Source organism: Roseibium album (genome assembly GCF_965233825.1).
Taxonomy (GTDB): domain Bacteria; phylum Pseudomonadota; class Alphaproteobacteria; order Rhizobiales; family Stappiaceae; genus Roseibium; species Roseibium album.
The window spans coordinates 543,815-562,628 of record NZ_OZ247583.1 but is presented as its reverse complement, the minus strand read 5'-3'; the positions used below and the strand labels follow the sequence as shown (position 1 = coordinate 562,628).

Annotated in this window: 19 protein-coding genes; 8 read left to right on the top strand and 11 right to left on the bottom strand. The window is 56.8% G+C overall.

Features of this window, described 5'->3' with window-relative positions; translation table 11 throughout:
• Nucleotides 1-35: 35 nt before the first annotated feature.
• The 3 genes from ACO6TI_RS02580 to ACO6TI_RS02570 all read left to right on the top strand — a co-directional run bounded on the left by ACO6TI_RS02580 (nt 36) and on the right by ACO6TI_RS02570 (nt 1,887).
• Nucleotides 36-413: a hypothetical protein gene (locus ACO6TI_RS02580; protein ID WP_104702489.1), complete on the top strand. Its 378-nt coding sequence runs from the start codon at nt 36-38 to the stop codon at nt 411-413.
• A 162-nt stretch (nt 414-575) separates the two neighbouring features.
• Entirely contained in the window at nt 576-1,571 is a 996-nt protein-coding gene (locus ACO6TI_RS02575; RefSeq protein ID WP_196893817.1) for a sodium-dependent bicarbonate transport family permease, read from the top strand.
• A gap of 4 nt (nt 1,572-1,575) precedes the next feature.
• Nucleotides 1,576-1,887 carry a P-II family nitrogen regulator gene (locus tag ACO6TI_RS02570; RefSeq protein ID WP_055115542.1) on the top strand — a complete coding sequence of 104 codons (312 nt, stop codon included), beginning with the start codon at nt 1,576-1,578 and terminating at the stop codon, nt 1,885-1,887.
• Here ACO6TI_RS02570 and ACO6TI_RS02565 read toward each other — a convergent pair.
• A complete protein-coding gene (locus tag ACO6TI_RS02565) occupies nt 1,884-2,810 on the bottom strand; it encodes an AraC family transcriptional regulator (protein ID WP_422384282.1) in 927 nt (308 codons plus the stop codon). The two genes, ACO6TI_RS02570 and ACO6TI_RS02565, sit on opposite strands and share 4 nt — an antisense overlap.
• 128 nt (nt 2,811-2,938) lie before the next feature.
• Between ACO6TI_RS02565 and ACO6TI_RS02560 the strand changes: the two genes are divergently transcribed.
• From ACO6TI_RS02560 to ACO6TI_RS02550, 3 genes are all read left to right on the top strand, one after another.
• On the top strand, nt 2,939-3,781 hold the full coding sequence (locus ACO6TI_RS02560; protein ID WP_422384281.1) for a cysteine hydrolase: 843 nt from the start codon (nt 2,939-2,941) through the stop codon (nt 3,779-3,781).
• 228 nt (nt 3,782-4,009) lie between these two features.
• Nucleotides 4,010-4,669, top strand: coding sequence for a carbonic anhydrase (locus tag ACO6TI_RS02555; protein WP_422384280.1), 660 nt, complete (start codon nt 4,010-4,012; stop codon nt 4,667-4,669).
• A gap of 22 nt (nt 4,670-4,691) precedes the next feature.
• On the top strand, nt 4,692-5,210 hold the full coding sequence (locus tag ACO6TI_RS02550; RefSeq protein WP_104702484.1) for a DinB family protein: 519 nt from the start codon (nt 4,692-4,694) through the stop codon (nt 5,208-5,210).
• A gap of 95 nt (nt 5,211-5,305) precedes the next feature.
• On the opposite strand, the gene ACO6TI_RS02545 is transcribed toward ACO6TI_RS02550, so the two are convergent.
• The 3 genes from ACO6TI_RS02545 to ACO6TI_RS02535 form a co-directional block, all read right to left on the bottom strand.
• A complete protein-coding gene (locus ACO6TI_RS02545; protein WP_422384279.1) occupies nt 5,306-7,384 on the bottom strand; it encodes a M10 family metallopeptidase in 2,079 nt (692 codons plus the stop codon).
• A gap of 395 nt (nt 7,385-7,779) precedes the next feature.
• The gene (locus ACO6TI_RS02540) at nt 7,780-8,676 is read right to left on the bottom strand and encodes a catalase (protein WP_422384278.1); all 897 of its coding nucleotides are present in this window, start codon (nt 8,674-8,676) and stop codon (nt 7,780-7,782) included.
• Between the two features lie 70 nt (nt 8,677-8,746).
• A complete protein-coding gene (locus ACO6TI_RS02535) occupies nt 8,747-9,706 on the bottom strand; it encodes a catalase (protein WP_422384277.1) in 960 nt (319 codons plus the stop codon).
• A gap of 121 nt (nt 9,707-9,827) precedes the next feature.
• On the opposite strand from ACO6TI_RS02535, the gene ACO6TI_RS02530 reads away from it, so the two are divergent.
• Nucleotides 9,828-10,271 carry a MarR family winged helix-turn-helix transcriptional regulator gene (locus ACO6TI_RS02530; protein WP_422384276.1) on the top strand — a complete coding sequence of 148 codons (444 nt, stop codon included), beginning with the start codon at nt 9,828-9,830 and terminating at the stop codon, nt 10,269-10,271.
• 31 nt (nt 10,272-10,302) lie between these two features.
• On the opposite strand, the gene ACO6TI_RS02525 is transcribed toward ACO6TI_RS02530, so the two are convergent.
• The 5 genes from ACO6TI_RS02525 to ACO6TI_RS02505 form a co-directional block, all read right to left on the bottom strand.
• On the bottom strand, nt 10,303-11,187 hold the full coding sequence (locus tag ACO6TI_RS02525) for a glycerophosphodiester phosphodiesterase family protein (RefSeq protein ID WP_422384275.1): 885 nt from the start codon (nt 11,185-11,187) through the stop codon (nt 10,303-10,305).
• 81 nt (nt 11,188-11,268) lie between these two features.
• Complete coding sequence (locus ACO6TI_RS02520; RefSeq protein ID WP_055114586.1) at nt 11,269-12,372, bottom strand: extracellular solute-binding protein; 1,104 nt, start codon at nt 12,370-12,372, stop codon at nt 11,269-11,271.
• A gap of 136 nt (nt 12,373-12,508) precedes the next feature.
• Nucleotides 12,509-13,336: an ABC transporter permease gene (locus ACO6TI_RS02515; protein ID WP_055114584.1), complete on the bottom strand. Its 828-nt coding sequence runs from the start codon at nt 13,334-13,336 to the stop codon at nt 12,509-12,511.
• Nucleotides 13,333-14,187 (bottom strand): ABC transporter permease, encoded by an 855-nt coding sequence (locus ACO6TI_RS02510; RefSeq protein ID WP_104702480.1) that lies wholly within the window; start codon nt 14,185-14,187, stop codon nt 13,333-13,335. The genes ACO6TI_RS02515 and ACO6TI_RS02510 overlap by 4 nt, the downstream gene beginning before the upstream one ends.
• A complete protein-coding gene (locus ACO6TI_RS02505) occupies nt 14,184-15,236 on the bottom strand; it encodes an ABC transporter ATP-binding protein (protein WP_422384274.1) in 1,053 nt (350 codons plus the stop codon). Before ACO6TI_RS02505 ends, ACO6TI_RS02510 begins: the two co-directional genes overlap by 4 nt.
• A gap of 167 nt (nt 15,237-15,403) precedes the next feature.
• Between ACO6TI_RS02505 and ACO6TI_RS02500 the strand changes: the two genes are divergently transcribed.
• A complete protein-coding gene (locus tag ACO6TI_RS02500) occupies nt 15,404-16,558 on the top strand; it encodes an ROK family protein (protein WP_158705406.1) in 1,155 nt (384 codons plus the stop codon).
• Between the two features lie 10 nt (nt 16,559-16,568).
• Here ACO6TI_RS02500 and ACO6TI_RS02495 read toward each other — a convergent pair whose 3' ends face one another.
• Both ACO6TI_RS02495 and ACO6TI_RS02490 read right to left on the bottom strand, forming a co-directional pair.
• Nucleotides 16,569-17,690: a mandelate racemase/muconate lactonizing enzyme family protein gene (locus ACO6TI_RS02495; protein ID WP_422384273.1), complete on the bottom strand. Its 1,122-nt coding sequence runs from the start codon at nt 17,688-17,690 to the stop codon at nt 16,569-16,571.
• On the bottom strand, nt 17,687-18,784 hold the full coding sequence (locus tag ACO6TI_RS02490) for an alcohol dehydrogenase family protein (protein ID WP_281926649.1): 1,098 nt from the start codon (nt 18,782-18,784) through the stop codon (nt 17,687-17,689). The genes ACO6TI_RS02495 and ACO6TI_RS02490 overlap by 4 nt, the downstream gene beginning before the upstream one ends.
• Nucleotides 18,785-18,814: the final 30 nt, after the last annotated feature.

The window sequence follows — 18,814 nt, the reverse complement described above, 5'->3', positions numbered from 1 at the left end:
AGAAGGCGGCATTCTCTGACGGCCAGGAGGCCCAGATGGCGACGATCGAAAGGCCTCAAACGGCCCAGGTCGTTGCGCACGCGACAGAGTATCCTGCGGACAAGGACGGTGATGGAACCGGCTATGACCGCAGAGACAAGCGTAACCGCGCGCAGCGACACGACAGCGATACCGGTTATTCCGAAAATGAACCGGCGGTGCTCATTGATGCCCACCACGTTGAAAATCATGCTCTGGATGGCGTTGCAGCCTATCGCGCGGCTGCATTGCAGGCGCTGGAACCGGGAATTGATCATGGACCGGTTCATCCGCTCCGGGGCGCGGTTGACGGAATTCCACCCGGCAACATCAGGCATGCCTACGAAGATCATGGCGAAGGCGACGAGCCCCACGAGGTGAATGTGGCGACCTGAGTCTCTATCTCTCAAGGTATGAGGCGTTTTTCAGCGGCTGTCCTGCTGACGGTCCTTGACGCGTTTCAGGAAATACCCATATCCGCCAATATAAGTATTCTTACGTATTCTGTTCGATGAAGTCATTCGTCGGGATGCGGTCGGGCTAAGGGCGCAACGGGTTTGGTTGAAACGATCTTTTCATTGGCGGCAGAAAACCTGCTGTCGCCGATCATCCTCTTCTTTGCGCTTGGACTGGGGGCCGCGCTGGTCAAGTCGGACCTGTCTGTTCCGGAAGCGGCGGCGAAAGCGATTTCCATCTATCTGCTCTTCGCCATCGGTTTCAAGGGCGGAGTAAGCGTGAGTGCGCATGGCATTGATTCCACGCTCCTGCTCGCACTTCTTGCCGGCCTTGTCCTTTCGTTCGTCATTCCATTTGCCGCATTCGGACTGTTGCGCACCATGACACGCCTCAGTGCGGTCGATGCGGCTGCCGTTGCCGGGCATTACGGTTCGATATCGATCGTGACCTTTGTCGCGGCGACGTCGGTTCTGCAGAGCCAGGGCATTGCCAGCGAAGGCTATCTCGTTGCAGTTGCAGCGGCCATGGAGGCTCCGGCCATCCTGTCGGCTCTTTGGCTGGCGGCCAGGTTCTCGTCTGCCGATACCAATGCAGAAAGGGCCAAGGGGACCAAGGGACTTTTGAGGGAGATCCTGCTGAACGGTTCCATCGTGCTTCTTGTCGGTTCGTTCTTCATCGGGTTCCTGTCCGGTCCGAAAGGGCTATCGGAAATCGAAAGTTTCATCGTTTCCCCATTCAAGGGTGTTCTTTGCCTGTTTTTGCTCGATATGGGTCTTGTCGCCGGACGCGGACTGCGCAGCAGCGCCGGACTCCTGCGGCCTGGATTGATCTCGTTCGGTATCCTGATGCCGTTGATCGGCGCGGTTGCCGGCCTCCTGGCCGGAAACGTGATCGGCCTTTCGGTTGGCGGGACGATGCTGCTGATGACGTTGAGTGCCTCCGCGTCCTACATTGCGGTTCCAGCCGCCATGAGAGTTGCGCTGCCAGAGGCCAATCCATCGATTTACCTTACAATGTCTCTCGGCATTACCTTTCCGTTCAACCTGACGATCGGAATTCCGCTTTATCTCAGCATTGCCCAGGCTGCCGGAGGATGAGTTCATGATGATGAATGATGCAAAACGGGTGGAAATCATCATTGAGGCGCCCATGGAAACGCGGTTGACCGACGCATTGGATGAAGCCGGAGTGACCGGTTACACGATCCTGCCGGTGATGGGCGGCAGTGGCCGGTCGGGGCGCTGGAGCCGCGAAGGCCAGGTCTCCAGAGCCGGAGGCATGATCGCGATCATATGCATCATCCGTCCCGAGCGGCTCGACGAAATGCTGGAGGCGGCCTTTGCCGTGGTCGAGCGCCACATCGGCGTTGTTACGGTATCGGACTGCTCGGTCCTGCGTGCGGAACGCTTCTAAAGGATTTGCCTTTGTGAAATTTGCTGTTGCCGGTACTGAATCGGACTTTGGCCTGTGCGCTGTTCAAACAACCGGCTGAAGGCAGTGCGACTGCTGAATCCGACCGAGTGCGCAATCGTCTTGACGGGCAAATCACCGTCGCGCAACAACCTTGCGGCACGGTGCAACCGCAAATCGCGCAGGAGCTCAATGGGGCCGCTTCCATAGGCAGCGGCAAATCGTTGAGCGAAGGTCGAACGGCTCATGCCGACGCGCGCAGCCAGGCTTTCCACTGTGTGCGCGTCTCCCGGAGCGTCCAGCAGTGCCCGCAGCGCTTCCCAGACCGATGGATCCCGAAGGGCGGCCATCCAGCGCAGGCCTTCGTCGTCGTGCACAACGCGACGGCGCAGCAACTCGATCATGCACTGCGTCAGCAGGGACCGGATCATCGCGTGGCTCCCGGTCGTCGGCCGGCTCAATTCCTGCAGGATCATGTTCAGCACGGGGCGCAGCGGGTTATCAGGGTCGATCCGCTCGACGATCGGGCTGCGTATGAGATCGATGACGTCTTCCGCACCGCGCAAGCCCACGCGTACACGCGCGCAAAGCGCGATAACCTGATTGTCGTCGCCGCCATCTCGAGAAACTTCCAGCACGTGTCGCAGTTTGAGCTCTGCCGGATCACATTTGGGGACCGGTTCGCCGGGTCTGCCGAAGCTGCGCAGCGCATGGCTCTGGAGAGCGGGAATGAGCACAAGACTTCCGGGGTTGACCTCGATGGCCGGTTCGCCATGGATCAGGATCGCGCCTTCCCCGGCGAGAATGTAATGCAGCGTGGCATTTGCATCCTGTCCCAGACCCAGATCGCATTCGCCACGCAATTCGCAAACAGCGAAAGGGTCTGTCGTGAGCTCAAGCTGATCGAATACGTGCTCGAAATTCATGTTGTGACACTGCACGCCTTTCGGATGAAAAGATACAAAAATTGTTCTTTTAGTCTCTTTCTCGGACGCAAAGATACATCATGTCTCTCAAGTTGGGGTCATTGACATCAAACCCGGAGGATTTGTCGATGTGCAATTGTCACGATCATGAACATGAGAACGAAAAGCGGAAGTCGGGAGTTTCGCGCCGCGCCGCGCTGCGCGGTGCCCTGGTGGCCGGAGCGGCAGGTGTCGCTGCCACCGTTGCAGGGAACGCATCGGCAGAAACGGCCAATCCTTATGCCGATCCGGCGGAACCGGCCTTGCCACCCTCGAACATGAAGCTTGATCTCAAGCGCGCTGCTCTCGTCGTTACAGACCCGCAGATTGATTTTCTTCATCCCGATGGTGTGACGTGGGGCGTGATCGGTGCGAGCGTGGAAGAACACAACACGGTCGATAACATCGAAACGCTGTTCAAGTCCGCAAAGGAAGCGGGTCTGACGGTGGCTGTTTCGCCTCACTACTACTACCCGACGGATCACGGATGGAAATTCGAAGGTGCGCTTGAGAAACTGATGCACAAGATCGGCATGTTCGACCGCAAGGGAGCCTTGACGACTGAAGGCTTCGAGGGGTCCGGCGCCGACTGGATGCCGCAATACAAGCCATACATCAACGATGGCAAGACCATCGTGACGTCACCGCACAAGGTTTATGGCAACGACACCAACGACCTTACGCTTCAGCTGCGCAAGAACGGTGTGGACCAGGTCATACTCGCCGGGATGTCGGCAAATTTGTGTACCGAAAGCCATCTTCGCGAATTGCTGGAACAGGGATTCGAAGTGGCCGTGATACGCGATGCAACGGCAGCTGCGAAATTGCCAGAAGGTGATGGATACCTGTCCGCGATCATCAACTTCCGCTATATGGCCAACGCTGTCTGGACAACGGAAGAGGTCGTGCAAAAACTCAAGTCTGCCAGCTGACAGGCCGGAGACTTGCGCCGGTGCACGTGCCCGGCGCAAGCACGGTCCGACGATCCGACATGAAATCGTCACCGGCTAACCGGTCCGCCACGGTGTTTCCGTGATGCGCCGGAGCTCCTGTTCTCCCAACAGCGTAGTCGCGTTGGCTGATTTGCATTCCTTTTGGCAAGTGATAAGAACCTCCCAACCGATGATGCGCGCACCCAGTGCTTTCAAGGAGGCTAATCGTTGACTTTTCCCGCATCTCTCATGGACGGCTATGAAAGGTACCTCAGCAAGGGCTTTGTCCGTTACAAGGAAACCCACGAGCGTCTGGCTGTCTACGGTCAAAAGCCGGACATTCTGGTGATTTCGTGCTGCGACAGCCGGGTGACACCTGAAGGGATATTTCATGCCGGGCCGGGCGAATTGTTTGTCGTGCGAAATGTTGCCAATCTGGTGCCGCCGCACGAGGAAGCGCAGGGTCAGCACGGCACGAGCGCCGCGATCGAGTTCGCCGTGGACAGCCTCAAAGTCAAGCATATCGTTGTCATGGGCCACGGGCAGTGCGGCGGTGTGAAAGCTTTCCGCGAAAACGCGAATTCGCCCATGGATACCGGCGAGTTCATCGGGCGCTGGATCAAGCTCTTGGAACCGGCTGCAATCGCCATGGCCTGCATGCCGATCGACAAGGCGGATGATCCTCAACTCGCCATGGAATATGCCGGTGTTCGCCAGTCACTGAAGAACCTGATGACCTTTCCCTTTGTGGAAAGAGCAGTCCGGGAGGACGGTCTTCTGTTTCACGGTGCCTGGTTCGATATCGGCTCCGGAGAACTCCGGCTGATGGACCCGGAAACACAGCGGTTCGAAACAGCCGGTTCCGGATCAACCGAGGATGCGGACTGAGGTTCGCCAACGGAGCAGCACAATGCAGATCGATCCAGGCCTTTACCAACGCATGGCTGCCTACAACAACTGGATGACGAACAAGATCCATGTTGCGGCAGACCAAATGAGCGATGAAGATCGCAAGCAGGATCGGGGCGCCTTTTTCAGGTCGGTTCACTCAACACTCAATCATATCCTGTTTGCAGACCGGGTCTGGATGAACCGGTTTTTCGAAAAGTCCTACAAGGTCAACGGTATGGGTGTTGACATCTTTGACGATTACCTGGAATTGCGCCAGGCGCAACAGGACATGTGCGGCGATATCATCACCTTTGCCGACCAGCTTTCAGAAAATTGGCTTGCACAAACGATGACCTGGACCAGAAGCACGGATGGTGTCTCGCGCAGTCGTCCCCGATGGCTGCTTGTCATGCACATGTTCAATCATCAGACCCACCACCGTGGTCAGCTTTCAACCCTGTTCATGCAGGCCGGTATAGATATTGGCGTTACGGATCTACCGTTCATGCCGGATCTGATCAGCGATTTCGGTGGCTGACCCCGGCATTCAGATTCTTCTGCTGCAACAGGTTTTGCAGAGCGAATTTGTCCGGTCATGCGTCGGATCGGTGCCGGTGTTGCGCGCGTCATAACTCAGGAAAATTCGAACTCGTCGGCCGAGTATGCGGATCCGTCGGCAAATTCATACCGTTCAATGTTTTGCCCAAGGTCGTTTACCGTGACCTGACCCGTGCCGTCGTGCCAGGAGAGAAGCAGCATGTCGCCATCGACGATCGCGGTTTCGATGTCCGACGGCATCAGGCCCTCGAAAACCAGGCTGTCAGAGCCTTGTTCGAACAGTTCCTCGATATAAGTTCGGCCGCTATCCGTTGAAATCCGGTAGGTGTCGCTTCCGTCACCACCAAAAAGTTCCTGTTGTCCTGACGTGGAAGGGCCGGGATCAAGTAGGTCATCGCCATCCTTGCCAAACAGGATGTCGGTTCCTTCTCCCCCAAGCAAAGTGTCGTTACCTCCACTCCCCCGCAGGTCATCGTCGCCGCCACCGCCATCCATGCGATAGTTGACGCTTGCATCGTTTCCGTAAACCCGGTCCGTCTTTTCAGCACCTTCGAAGGCTTCGAAGCCGTACCATGAGAGACCTACGGTGTTGAATTTCGAACCGTTTTCGATCATCAGGGTGTCGAACCCGGAGCCGCCGATGTCCCGGGGTTTGTGGTTGTCCCAGAACACCTTGCCGCTCGCGTAGTAGACGGTATCGTCGCCCTCCTGGGCAAAGAGTTGATCATAGCCCCAGATGCCGCCACGCAAGAAATCATTGCCGGCGCCCCCGGTCAGGACGTCGTGGCCGTCACCACCAAGAAGAGTGTCGTTCCCGGCGTTCCCGGTCAGAATGTCATTGCCATAGCGACCTTCCAGAATGTAGTCGACGGTTCCATCGTCGCCGATCGCCTGGTCGTCACCGCCACCACCCCAGAAATGTTCGATGCCGAATTGCGAAAGGCTGTCGGTCTCGAAGTATGATTCAAGGGAAATGATCAAACGATCATACCCCGGACCGCCCAGGTCGACCGGCGCACCATCCTTGAAAAAGACGTCCTCGTTCGTCGCCATGATGGTGTCGTCTCCCGGGCCGCCGAACATCAGGTCGACGCCGTTCCATCCGCTGAGAAAGTCATCTCCCTCGCCACCGATCAGCGTGTCGTTACCGTCGTAGCCAACCAGAAAGTTATCGGAGGAATTGCCGATAATCTCGTCATTCCCGTTTCCACCGTAGGCGCGTTCGATGACGGCACCGCGTGCGATGACGAGATTGCCCTTTCCGCCGGCGAAGTCCGACGTCGCTTCCTGGTTGAGATCTATGCGCTGGTCACCGCTATATCCGAGAAATCGAATGAGATCTTCACCACCGGAATCGAAGATGGTCACAGTCGCATCCGGACTGATTTCGTAAAAGCCTCGCTCGTTGTAATCACCGTAGACATTGGCGCCGAATATCCTGTAGTCCGGATAGATGTAGTCCGGTTCCCCGTAAAGGTTCTGAACCGCCAGAATGTCGGCAATCATCGGTGTGACCGGATAGGCGAAACTGGCATCTATCGAGGTGTTGTCGGTCTGGCTGAACGCGGACATGACGGATGATTGCCAGGAATCGTTGGCATAGTGATTGTCAACGCCATACGTGGCGGTGTCTTCGTAATTCCCGGCATGACCCAAACCAAGAGCGTGCCCGATTTCGCGCAGATACATGAAATAGGCAAATCCGGGAACCTCCGTGCCGTGGGTTTCCAGATAGGACAGGGGAATGTTGACCTCAGATGAAAGAATCGTGCCTCCACTGGTTTGGGATGTCGCGGATGCATTTGTGTTTTCATCATTGAAGGTTATCTGAGCAGCACCGGGAACGTAGACGAATTCCAGATCGGCGACGTTCGACCATTCCGTGAGCGCACGTTGCGCCAGGGTTTGCCCTTCTTCGCTGAGACCATCGATGTTCACCGACACCTGATTGCTGCTGCTTGTGTCAAACGCTCGCCTCAGTCCACCCTCGTTCAGCCAGTAGCCATCGGTCAGTTGATCCGCAATCTCGTCGAGCGAGAAAAAAGGCAACGAGGCCTGGTCGAGGTTTTCCGCATGGCTTTCTGTGCTGGTGGAAGGATCAGGCATTGTTTCGTCCGCCGATAGGAAGGCTGGATCAAAGGACGGCTTCGTCATGATGCATCACTTCCTGTTTGCGGACAGCAAATGCTGGTTGTTCGTGGGGCATTCGTTCATAAAAACCACCGGATTTAACATTATGGCCATGAGTTTTCTGCAATTCCCATGTTATTTCTTTTGAAGTATTGGATTGCAGGAAGTTTTTTTCAATTAAAAGTAATAAAACTCAAATTTCGTGAAATAAAATAGTAATGTAGATCGAATTTCTAGGTAATTTTCTTGTTCGAAGTAAAGTCTATTTCTGCAATTGATCGAGCTGACCGAGATGCGCCGTGCCAGGAATGTCCGGGCACGGTAACAAGAAACAAACCTTCATCGCAGCGCCCGGTGCCGGAAGTATCGTACCGACAACAGAGATCTTCACGGGGCTGAGCCAGACACCATACGGATGATCATTCAGTGCGACGCGATTTCGATTCCGCGTAGGCAGCACTGCGCAAAGCAAAAACCTTGTCACCTGGAGCATCGACACCTTTTGCAAGATGCGCCGGATCAAACACCCGCAACTGACTTTCCTTGCCGTCGTCCAGGTCTTCGATCTCTATTGTTCCAAGGACAATTTCCCGGTGTTCTCCATCCCAGGGAACTGTCGGGTCCCGGACCTCGTCTGCCGCATTTGCAACGATCAGCTTCAGCACCCAGCAGACCGGGCCATCGGCCAATTTGAGGGTCATCGCATCCCGGAGAAAATCGTCGGGAAAGACGGCCAGTTCCTCCGGCGTCAATCCGGTGCGACCAGCCGTCGGTTCAAGGACCAGCCGGGCAGCAACCGACGCATTGTCGATTGTAAAACCGTATGCGTGTCCCGAGTGGTACCGCTCGGTGGAATAACAGCGGCAGGGCGAGGTGGACTTGAGATATTCCTGATGTGGCACGGTATTCGGATTGGCAGTGTTGAAGGCCTTCACCTTCTCCGGATCCGGACCTCCGATCTCAGGGTCGGGTGCGCGGGCGGCGAGGAAGTCGACGAACTGCTGTGCGCTATTGGCGAAAAAGACCGGAGCAGAAATCAGCGCCAGAGACCAGACCTCCGACGCGCCGCCCATCATCAGTCCGATACCGCGCACGGTTGGACTTTTGTCACTGATACCCGGCTTGCCGCCGCCAACCGAAAACCTGGCCGCGACCGGCTGTTCGGATTGAAGAAGGGGGATTTGAACACCCGCATTTGTCTGTGCCGGGATAAAGCGGCCGCTGACCGCAAATCCCTTGGCGTGCGAAGCGCGAAAACTCTTGTGGCGTCCGAATGTACCGTTGAGTGCATCTATCAGCTTTGTGGCCTGGGTCATTTTTGTTTCCTGGCGGGAAAGAGGAAATTTCAATTTGTTTCGGGTGTCGCTGGTTGAGGAAAACGGAAGGTCATTCCTTCTCCGAAAGCCGCTTGCCGACACCGATCGCATAAATCAGAGAACGGGCTTCAAGCATCCTGTCTTCCGATGGCTCGAAGCCCTGGCTCAAAACCGTGGGGTCGTAGTTGATCGCATCGCACCGGCCATCCGTTTCGGTCATCGCGGACGTCACGACGAACTTGCCAGCGTTGATCCGTTTGTGATCGCCTTTCCACGGAACCGCCGGATTGTTCACCGGATCACCCGGATTTGCGATCGTGATCACCATGTTCCAGGCCACTTCTCCGGCCTGCAGGTTTGCCAACATGTTCTGAAGGAAAAAGTCCTTGGTCGGGTCAAGCGCAATCTCGTGCTCTCCCACCGGCATGAAAGAGAAACGGATGGCTGTCTTCTTTCCAGTCTGGTCAACCAGGTAAAAGCTGTTGATGCTGTTGTAGGTTGCGCCTTCATATGGACGGAGCGATTTGTCGAGTGCTGCGTGATAGCTTTTGTGGGCCCGCAATTCCGGGCTTTTTGCTGAGAACCGCGCAACTGCCTCTTTGCCGGTTGCCTTCGCACGCATCAACTCGGTGAAGTCCTCGGGCGTTGCGACGGGGAAAAAATGTTCGGTGTTCATGTTGATGATATGCACATCGTCGTCAGGTGTCGTGATCTCCATAGCCAGGCCGTAGTGACCGAACTTGTCGTCGGATGCCTCATTGTTTCCGCTCTTGTGGGAAACCCTTCCGATGACCGTTGATGTTCCGGTGAAAAGCGGGCTGACGGAAAAGTCGCGTATTGCCGCGTCCAACGGCTGGAATTCGCCTTCAATGCAATAGCCCTTGGTGTGATTGCGCCGCTTGCCTTTTGTCACGCCAAACACGTCCTGGAATGCGGCAAATGCACTTTCCGCGTTTGCGAGCGGATCATCGGCAAACGAGGTGCCTGGGGTCAGGGCGATGCAAAGTGCCATGAAAGCCGGTCTGAACATTAGTGGTCTCCTCGTTATTAATTAGAAAACGAATTGTTCGTGCACTAACATTATGCGTAAAGATAATCAAGTGCTATATGCTGACATTGTCGTCAGGCAGCACCAGCCAAGGATCACTCACTTGTCAGAAAAATCGGCAGTCTCGGAAGCAGCAGAGATTACGCTCGATTCCCAGTTGTGTTTTGCACTCTATTCGGCATCCAACACGATTGATCAGTATTATCGCCCCTTGCTGGAGGAGCATGACCTTACCTATGCCCAGTATATCGTGCTGATGGCGCTGGCGGAAAAGGACAATGTCTCGATCACCAGTCTGGCGAATCGCCTCGGCCTGTCAAAGGCAACGATGACGCCTCTGCTCAGACGACTGGAGGGACGAAATCTGCTTCGACGGGAGATGGCGGAAGGTGACGAACGCCAGAAGTTCATTCACCTTACGCCGGAAGGCAGGGAATTGTGGAGCGAGAGCTGCAAGGTCACGGACAAGGTGTTTGAAAAGACCGAACTGACACCGCACGAGGCAGCGACGCTTGTCGCCCTGTGCAAACGTATCACACGTTCTTGACCGCTCCGGCCATCAAAAGGTGTGACCCGGGCTAAAGGCCCTGGATTGCCGAAGCCGGTTCCGCCTTGCTGTCGGCATATTTTTTCAGCGCCTCGGGGTGGTCCGTCTGTAACAGCCGGGCGCCTTGACGCATGAGGCGGCCCCAGCCCTGGTCCGGATCAGACAGCGACGGAGTATCAGTAACGACAGCAGAGGGCACTTCGTCGAGAGTGTTCAGGAACAGGTCGGTTCCGGCTCGATGGGCTGCCTCGGCATATCGTTCGAAAGTTTTCCAGGTATCGCACAGGATCTCCACCAACGGTGTCGGGCGTGTCTGCAGGAAGCCGAGAAAGGTCTCCAGAGTGTCGCCGGTGACATGCAGCACGGGCTTGATCAGCAATCCAGTTCGTCGTTCCAGATTATCCAGATATTCCAGGTCTTTCGGGGTTGCCACCACGGTCTTGAGATTGACGTGGTGACGGCTTTGGTGTGAGCGCACATATTCGCAGACAACTTCAAGATCCCTGAAGTGCTTCACGTCAATATCGACATAGATCCTGTCCGAACTCACATTCAAGAGATCGCCGAGAAGAGCAGGAAGAGAGGATGTGAATTCTGCATTTTCTCCACCCGCGCCTTCCTTGAGAAAAAGGCCCGTCAGGTCAGCAGCCTCGGATTGAGCCACGACGTGAGGTTGTCCCGTCATGCGTTCGACCGAATCGTCGTGAATGCAGACAAGTTGCCCGTCCGCAGTTGCCTGGACATCGATCTCGACAAACTCGTATCCGTTCCGGATTGCTAGTTCGACCGAACGGATCGAATTCTCCGGTGCCCCATGCCAGGCGCCGCGATGGGCGACAACGGCGAGTTTCCAGGACCGGTCGGCGAGAAAATCGTTCAGCGGAGGGCGGGCGACGGGTGTCTGTTGAAAATTCATATGGCTACTTCGGTTGGTATCGTTGTTTTGAAGTTTGCGGTTCCGCGATTGCCGCGAAACCGCCTTTGACAGTATTGCGCGTTAGCGCTCCAGGATCACGTTCTCGATGAAACTTTCCTCAACTGCCTTGCGAAATGGCTGGCCTGCCCATGGTTGCCGGTTCGCGCGCTGGTCGTTCGGCACAAGGGCGTTGCTGTCGTCAGCCTCGGCATGCATCGGCGCGGTGCCGAAATCACGGTTGAACATGGTCTGTGTGTCCGCGGATGTCAGCCAGTTTACGAAGACGGCAGCCGCGGCCGGATGCGGAGCATTGTTCGGAATGGCAATGCCGTTGCCACCGCCGTTCATGCCCATTTCAGGGATGTAGAACTTGATTTCAGAGCGCACTTCGCCACGTTTCTGCAATCCGGCGAGGTGATCTTCCCAGGCCGGCACCATCCAGAGTTCGCCGTCGCTGACGCGAACGATACTGTCGGCGTTGGAGGCTGTGACAACGTAGTTTTCGGCGTTGTCGTTGAAGAAGCCGTAGCCTTCCTCGACTTTTGCCAGCTTGCCGTCGGAGATCTCTCCATTCGAGAAATCAACTCCGGTCAGACTGCGAAGCGTATTTTGATAAAAGGACGGACCAGAGCCGCCTTTCTCGTAGTTGAAGCCGAATTTGCCGGGATTCTCGCTCCAGAAGGCTGCGAATTCCTCGGGGGTTTGCGGCAAGTTGTCGGCTGAAACTTTCGCCGGGTCATAAGCGATGCCGGTCTGATTGCCCCAATAGGCCAGCACGAAGTCGCCACCATCGATGCCAACCAGTTCCGAGACCCGGCCGTCATCGGCCGGCAGCATCTTGAGCGGTGAGAAAGTTGCTGCCAGATCCACGGTTTCAAAGTCACTGTAACCCCAGGCAAAGACGTCAATGTCACCGACTTCACGATTGCGTTCCGCGATGAGCTTTTCAGCATTTCCGGCAGATGTTCCTTCCGGAATCGTGACATCGATACCATATTCGTCTTCGAACGATTTGACGGCGCGGCGCAGGTCGTCCTGCAGGTACCAGACGTACCAGGTGAGTTCACCTTCCGCCTTTGCCTGGGTAACGATATCGTCCCAGCTCATGCCGGAAAGGTCGGAAGCTGCGGATGCACTGACGCCGATGGCCAGGGCTGTGGTGGAAAGGATGAGAGTCTTCAACATGCCGGTTGGTCTCCGTTAAGCTCGAAACAACCTGCGTCCGGCCGGACACAGAAGAGTTGCTCCAACATTTTCAAGTCGATCAACTTCTGACACCCAATCGACGCCGACCGGATTAGTGTTGATCTTGGTATTCTCGTCAGCCCTTTCCCGAACTCAGTGCCGGATTGGCCGATTTCAGAAGCCGCTCCAGGATGAGCATCAAGATGACGTTGGGCACGACGAGAATGAGGGACAACACGGCTGCATTCGGTCGAACGAAGTCCTGTCCGAGCGTCCCGTAGAGCAGTGTTGGAATGGTGGTGAAGTCGGGCGAGCCGACGATGAAAGCGAGTGCGAATTCCTCGATCGACTGGATAAAAACGATCAGGAGCGAGGCGAAAATGCCCGGTTTGAGAGCTGGCAGATAGGCCACTTTCCAGCGTGCCCAGGCGCTGGCTCCAAGGTCCCGCGCCGCGTCGATGTGGTCACTGCGAACCTGCTCGAAACTGACTGTCATGATACGGATTGCGTAGGGCATGAACACAATCGCATGGGCAAACAGGATCGCACCGAAACGCCATGTGTGCAGGCCAAGCTGGTAGAGCATCGAAGTGAAGAAAATGGAGGTGACGAAAGGTGGCACGATCAGCGGCAGCAAAGCCAGGATCTTGCAAACTTCCCGGCCCGGGAACCGGATGCGGCCAAGCGCGAAAGCCGTCGGCATCGCCAGGGCGAGTGCAGCGATAGCGGCGGAAGGTGCCAACAGGTAGGAATTGACGAGCGCCGTCTGCAGCGAGGAATTTTCCCACATGTCCTGCCATCGGTAGAATGACATGACCGGTGGCACCAGCTTGTCGGCGGTCCAGGGTTCAGCCGGATCGACGAGCGACCAGAGAATCGCCATGGAGAAAGGGACAATCAGCCAGATAGCGGTGAGGCTGACAAGCAGAACCAGCAGGATCTGGTTGAGACGTTGAGCGCTCATGCGATCCTCCCGCGCATCACGATCCGGCTGACGGCTGCAAGCAGCGCAGATCCGGCGATGGCAATGATCATCAGGCTGACGCCGACGACAGCGGCATCGTTCCAGCGACCGCCGTCCTTGAAAAACACCATCAGTTGTGAGAGCGACTGTCGGTTGGTTGGCCCCGCGATCACCTGGAAGCTGAAATCGGCCAGTGCGCCGATGAAGATGATGATGAGAGCCGCCTGCATGGCCGAAACAGTGAGCGGGGCGATTACCTTGCGAAACCGGTCGAAACTGCCAGCGCCCAGATCCCGGGCCGCGTTGAGGACATCATCGGAAATGCTCTGGACGGCGCCGGTCAAGAGGAGCAGCGCGAAAGGCATGTTCTTCCACGTTTGCAGGATGAGAACACCGATTGCATTGCGGTCGTTCTGAAGTCTGTGCGGTTCATCCCAAAGGCCGATACCCTGAAGCAGCTGGTTGAGAATGCCGTGATAGGAAATGACGTTGATAAACAGAAAGGCGGCGACCAGACCGTGCACCAGAAGGGGCGCTTTCAGCATTGCGCCAATTGCAAGTGAGCCTGGAAACGGCTTGCGCAGCCAGATTGCCAGCGGGTAGGCAAAGGCCACAGACAGAAATGCACTGATCACCCCGATATAGATCGAGTACATCACGGCGCGGCTGAACACCTTGCGGCCCAGCATCCTGTCCCAGAACTCAAGCGAGAAACTGCTTTCTCCGGCCAGGTTGTAATAACCAAAGGACTGCGCAGCCGCTATATAGACCGCGACACCGATAAAGGCGACGATCAGACCGATGCCCGGTGTCAGCAGGCTCAATACGAGCAACCACTTCTTCCAGGTCATGCAAGGGCCTCCAGAAGAACGATCTGGTCGGATCTCAGCGAAAAGGTGACCGTGTCCCCTTCCCGGATCGACGGCTGGTTGGTCTGGATCCGGTATCCGTTGCCACCGTCATCCAGATGGAGGTCGGTGAAATGTCCCTGAAAGGCCCTGTGCGTTACTCGTGCGCTCAACCGGTTTTCACCCGTGGCCGTCAGGTCGGCATGTTCCGGACGCCAGCAGATTTTTACCTTTCGTCCCATCGGCGGCGCCCCGGAATTTGCCTTCAGCGGGCCGAGGGGCGTTGACAGTTCGACGTCCCCGTTGCCGTTCGTCGATGTGACGTCCGCTTCCAGGACATTGGCACTGCCGATGAAATCGGCGACAAAACTTGTTTTGGGGGCGCTGTAGAGTTCTTCCGGCGTGTCGGCTTGTTCGATCTTGCCGCCATTCATGACAAAAACCCTGTCCGACATGGCAAGGGCTTCGGCCTGATCGTGTGTCACGTAGATTGCCGTCAGGCCGAAATCACGCTGGATGCGGCGGATTTCGATGCGAACCTGATCGCGCAACTTGGCGTCGAGATTGGAAAGAGGTTCATCGAACAGGATCACGTTCGGGCGCATGACGAGTGCCCGACCGAGGGCGACACGCTGCTGCTGTCCACCGGAAAGCTGGTTCGGCAGTTTGCCCAGATGCAGCGCCAGATCCAGATTATCGATTACGGCATCCAGGCGTTGCCTGCGCTCTGCCGGCGGCACACGCTTCTGCCGAAGGCCAAACTCCAGGTTTTCCAGAACTGACAGGTGCGGAAACAGGGCGTAGGACTGGAAACACAGTGCGGTGTCGCGTTTTTCCGGCGGTGTGCGGGTCACATCCACACCCGAGAGATGGATGGTCCCACTGGTCGGCGTCAGGAAGCCGGAGATCATCTTGAGAAGGGTTGTCTTGCCACATCCCGATGGCCCGAGAAGCGTTACGAATTCACCAGCTGCAACTTCGAAACTGACGTCGCGGACAGCGACAAAGTCGCCGAAAACCATCTTCAGGTTGCCTGCTGTTATCCCGTCCATTATTCGCCCTCGCTCCCATTTTCTTACCCGTCGAATAATATCACTCTTAGTGAGTAATAACATTTATTACTCACTAAGTGTAATAAAAATATGACAGGGATTGGCGCAGCTGGTGTGGCTGGTTAGGATGGACAGGTGATTCAATCTGCGACTTCGGGAAACAATCAGTGACAGCACTTTTTCGGACTCAACAAGCCTCTGAAAATGCTGGTTATTTTCCTATCGGGCCGAGCAGTTCGGCAATTCTTGAAGCCGTCAGGGTGAACGAACTTGTCGCGCGTGCGGACCTGCCGCCCCTGACCGGTCTGTCTCAACAGACGGTTCACCGGCTGACGGAAGATCTGCTCGAAAAGCAACTTCTCCAGCGTTGCGAACCGGTGATCCAGGGGCGCGGCAAACCAAGTCCGAGGCTTGCGGTCAATCCGTCCGGAGCCTTTGGCTTCGGTGTTTCGGTCGACACCAATTCGGTGGAGGCGGTCTGGATCGACCTTGTCGGGCAGATTCTTTCCAAATCCAGGATTGACGTGTCTCCGAACGATCCGGAAGCCGTCATCGCAGCTGCCTACGAGACCGCGACAAGCCAACGCAAGGCGCTCAATATCGATCCGGTACGCGTCGCGGGCTGCGGAGTTTCGACACAGGGGTTCAGGATCACGAGGGAAAATCTGTTCACGACCCCGCTTCCGTTGAACAAGTGGACCGGATTTGCAATTGAAAAGCGGGTTTCGGAAGTCTTTGGTTGTCCCGCGCATGCGGAGAACAATGCGACGCTCGGAGCGATTGCCGAATTGTGGAGTGGTGCCGGAAAGACCTATCCGACATTTGCCTACCTCTCCTTCAATCACGGATTTGGTGGCGGCCTGGTTATCGAGGGCAAGCCCTTTTACGGTTTCAACAAGAATGCAGCCGAACTGACGACGTCCTTTCCGGCCGAAGAACGGGCTGACCGTCCGGCACTGCAGTACCTGATCACGGAGCTTCGGGAGAACGGGGTCGATGTGCCGTCGATCGACGTGTTGAAATCAAACTTCGACCCGCAATGGCCAGGCGTCAGAGACTGGGTGCAAAGGGTGACGCCGGCACTCAACCGGATTGTCGGCAACATCTACGCCATCCTTGACCCTGCCGCGATTGTTTACGGCGGTGAAGCGCCGCCCGCGCTTCGTGAGATGCTGATCAATGCCACGTCGATCGGTGAGCCGGACAGGTTTGGCAGGAACATCCCCGGCCCGGTTTTGATTCAATCGCAAATCCCGGCGGAACCGAGTGCAGTCGGCGCGGGCATTCAGGCAATCCGCAGACAGGTTCTCAATCAGGCCTGAAACATGTGGGTCAGTCCCAACTGGCCACAGGATCGCCCAGAGCCGCGCGATCAACGGTCAGACCAAGGCCCGGGGCCGCCGGAGCAAGCACTCCTCCATCGACCAGCGGTGCGTCGAACTCCGCCAGCTGTTTCGTGACCATGTCGCGGCAATCAAGTATGCATCGCAAGATCTTTTCAGGGACGGTCTGTCCGAGATGGGCGACCGCAGCAAATGCAATCGTCGAGCCGACCGTGTCCTGCACGCTGATTGTCATTCCGGCCGCTCGCGCCGTGTCCCTTTGCCGCCGGCCGGGCGTAAGACCACCGGCCTTGGAAATCTTGAGACCTATTCCGTCGCATGCATCCAGAGCTATCGCCTGGGCCAGGTCTTCATCCGTCTGCATCAGTTCATCCAGGATGATCGGAACCGGGCAGCGAGGCCGTAGTGACAGGGTTTCCCGCCAGGTAGCGCAAGGGGCTTCCAGAACGAAATCCAGTCCGTGAGGCAACAGGTTCAGCATTCGCAGAGCCGTTTCCGGCGTCAGGCCCCCATTGGCATCGACCAGAAAAAACTCGTCGGGCTGGCGATCCGCCAATGATGCCTCGATCCGCGCGGCGTCGAGCGCGGGACCACCTTCGCCGTCGAACGCGCCGACTTTCACCGAATGACCCAGAAATCCCTTGGCACGATGTTCGGCTACACGCCTGCGCATATCTTCCGGTGATCCGGCATGGATTGAAGAAATTGCCGGCATGCGCCGGGCCGTGGTCCCACCCAGAAGCATCCAGCAAGGCATGTCGGTTGCCTTGCCGAGAATATCCCAGGCGGCAACATCCAGTGCTGTTTTGGCATGGGCGTGGCCCGCCAGGGCGGTGTCCATGACATCATAGAGCCGTTCAACCTGTCTCGGATCGCGTCCAACAAGAGATGGAGCAATCTCGGCAATGCCGGCGCGCGCGCCCAGTGCGTGAGCGGCGATGTAGTTTGAACCGAAGGGTGTCGATTCTCCCCAGCCTTCAAGACCGGTATCCGTCTCCATCCTGACGATCGTGGCGTCGAAAACAGAAAACTTGCGACCCCCGGACAACATGTACGTTCCACCGGAATAGGGGAGGTCGGCCTGGAACAGATCGATCCGCCGTATTCTCATGCCTCCACCTGCGGCGGAACCAATACCAGTTTCCCGGGATAGGTTTTTGCGAGAAAGTCCTCCTGTGCGTCGGCAATATTCGCCAAGGGATACTTCCTTGATACCAGCGGTCGGATTTCACCGTTTTCAATGTAGGTGACCAGGTTTTCAAAAACGGCGTCTTCCTGAAAAGTGCAGCCGAACAATGTCAGGTCCTTGAGATAAAGCGTCCGGACATCAATTTCGGAAATAGGTCCGGCGATGGCGCCTGCTGTCGCATATCGACCACCGCGCTTCAGGACCTGCAGGTAAGTGGGCCAGGCTTTTCCTGCCACCAGGTCAATCACCACGTCAACGCTGCCTTCTCCCAATTCTGCCGGCAAGTCCGCGTCGCGGTCTATGACCTGATCCGCACCGAAAGACAGGACGGCTTTTGCCTTCGCGCCGGACGACACGGCGATCACCTGTGCGCCGCGCCTTTTTGCGAGTTGCACTGCAGCGGATCCGACCCCTCCGGAGGCGCCTGTTATCAGGACCCTTTCAGCTCCGACCGCCGCCCGGTGCAACATGTTTTCAGCGGTGGAATAGGCACAGGGAATGGAGGCCAGTTCCTCGCTGCTCCAATCACAGGAGACGGCGTGCGTTTCCCGGGCCGGGGCAACGCAAAACTGTGCGAAACCGCCATCGCATTCCGAACCGAGTGTCCAGCACTCGAAGGGACGATAGTCGACATAACTTCGCAACATGTTGCGAACGATCACCCGTTCACCCAGGCGCGTATCGCTGACTTTTTCGCCGACGGCAACAACATGACCGCAGACATCTGCACCCTGGATGCGCGGGAAGGACATGGGAATGCCCGACCACGTGGCATCGGCGTCAGCAGCATTTTCGAAACCCTCTGCGCCACCCGTATTGGTGCTGTCGGTGACCTTCTTGGAATACCAGCCGATCCTCGTGTTGATGTCGGTATTGTTGACCCCTGCTGCCGAGACCCTGATCAGGAGTTCCTCCTTGCCGGGGCGGGGCACCGGGACGTCGGTCCGGTATTCAAGTGCTTCAATCCCACCGTGGTGCGTCAGCAGCACTGCAGTCATCGTGTCGGGTAGCTTCATGCACGTTTCCTATGAGGGGTAACCGCTGTC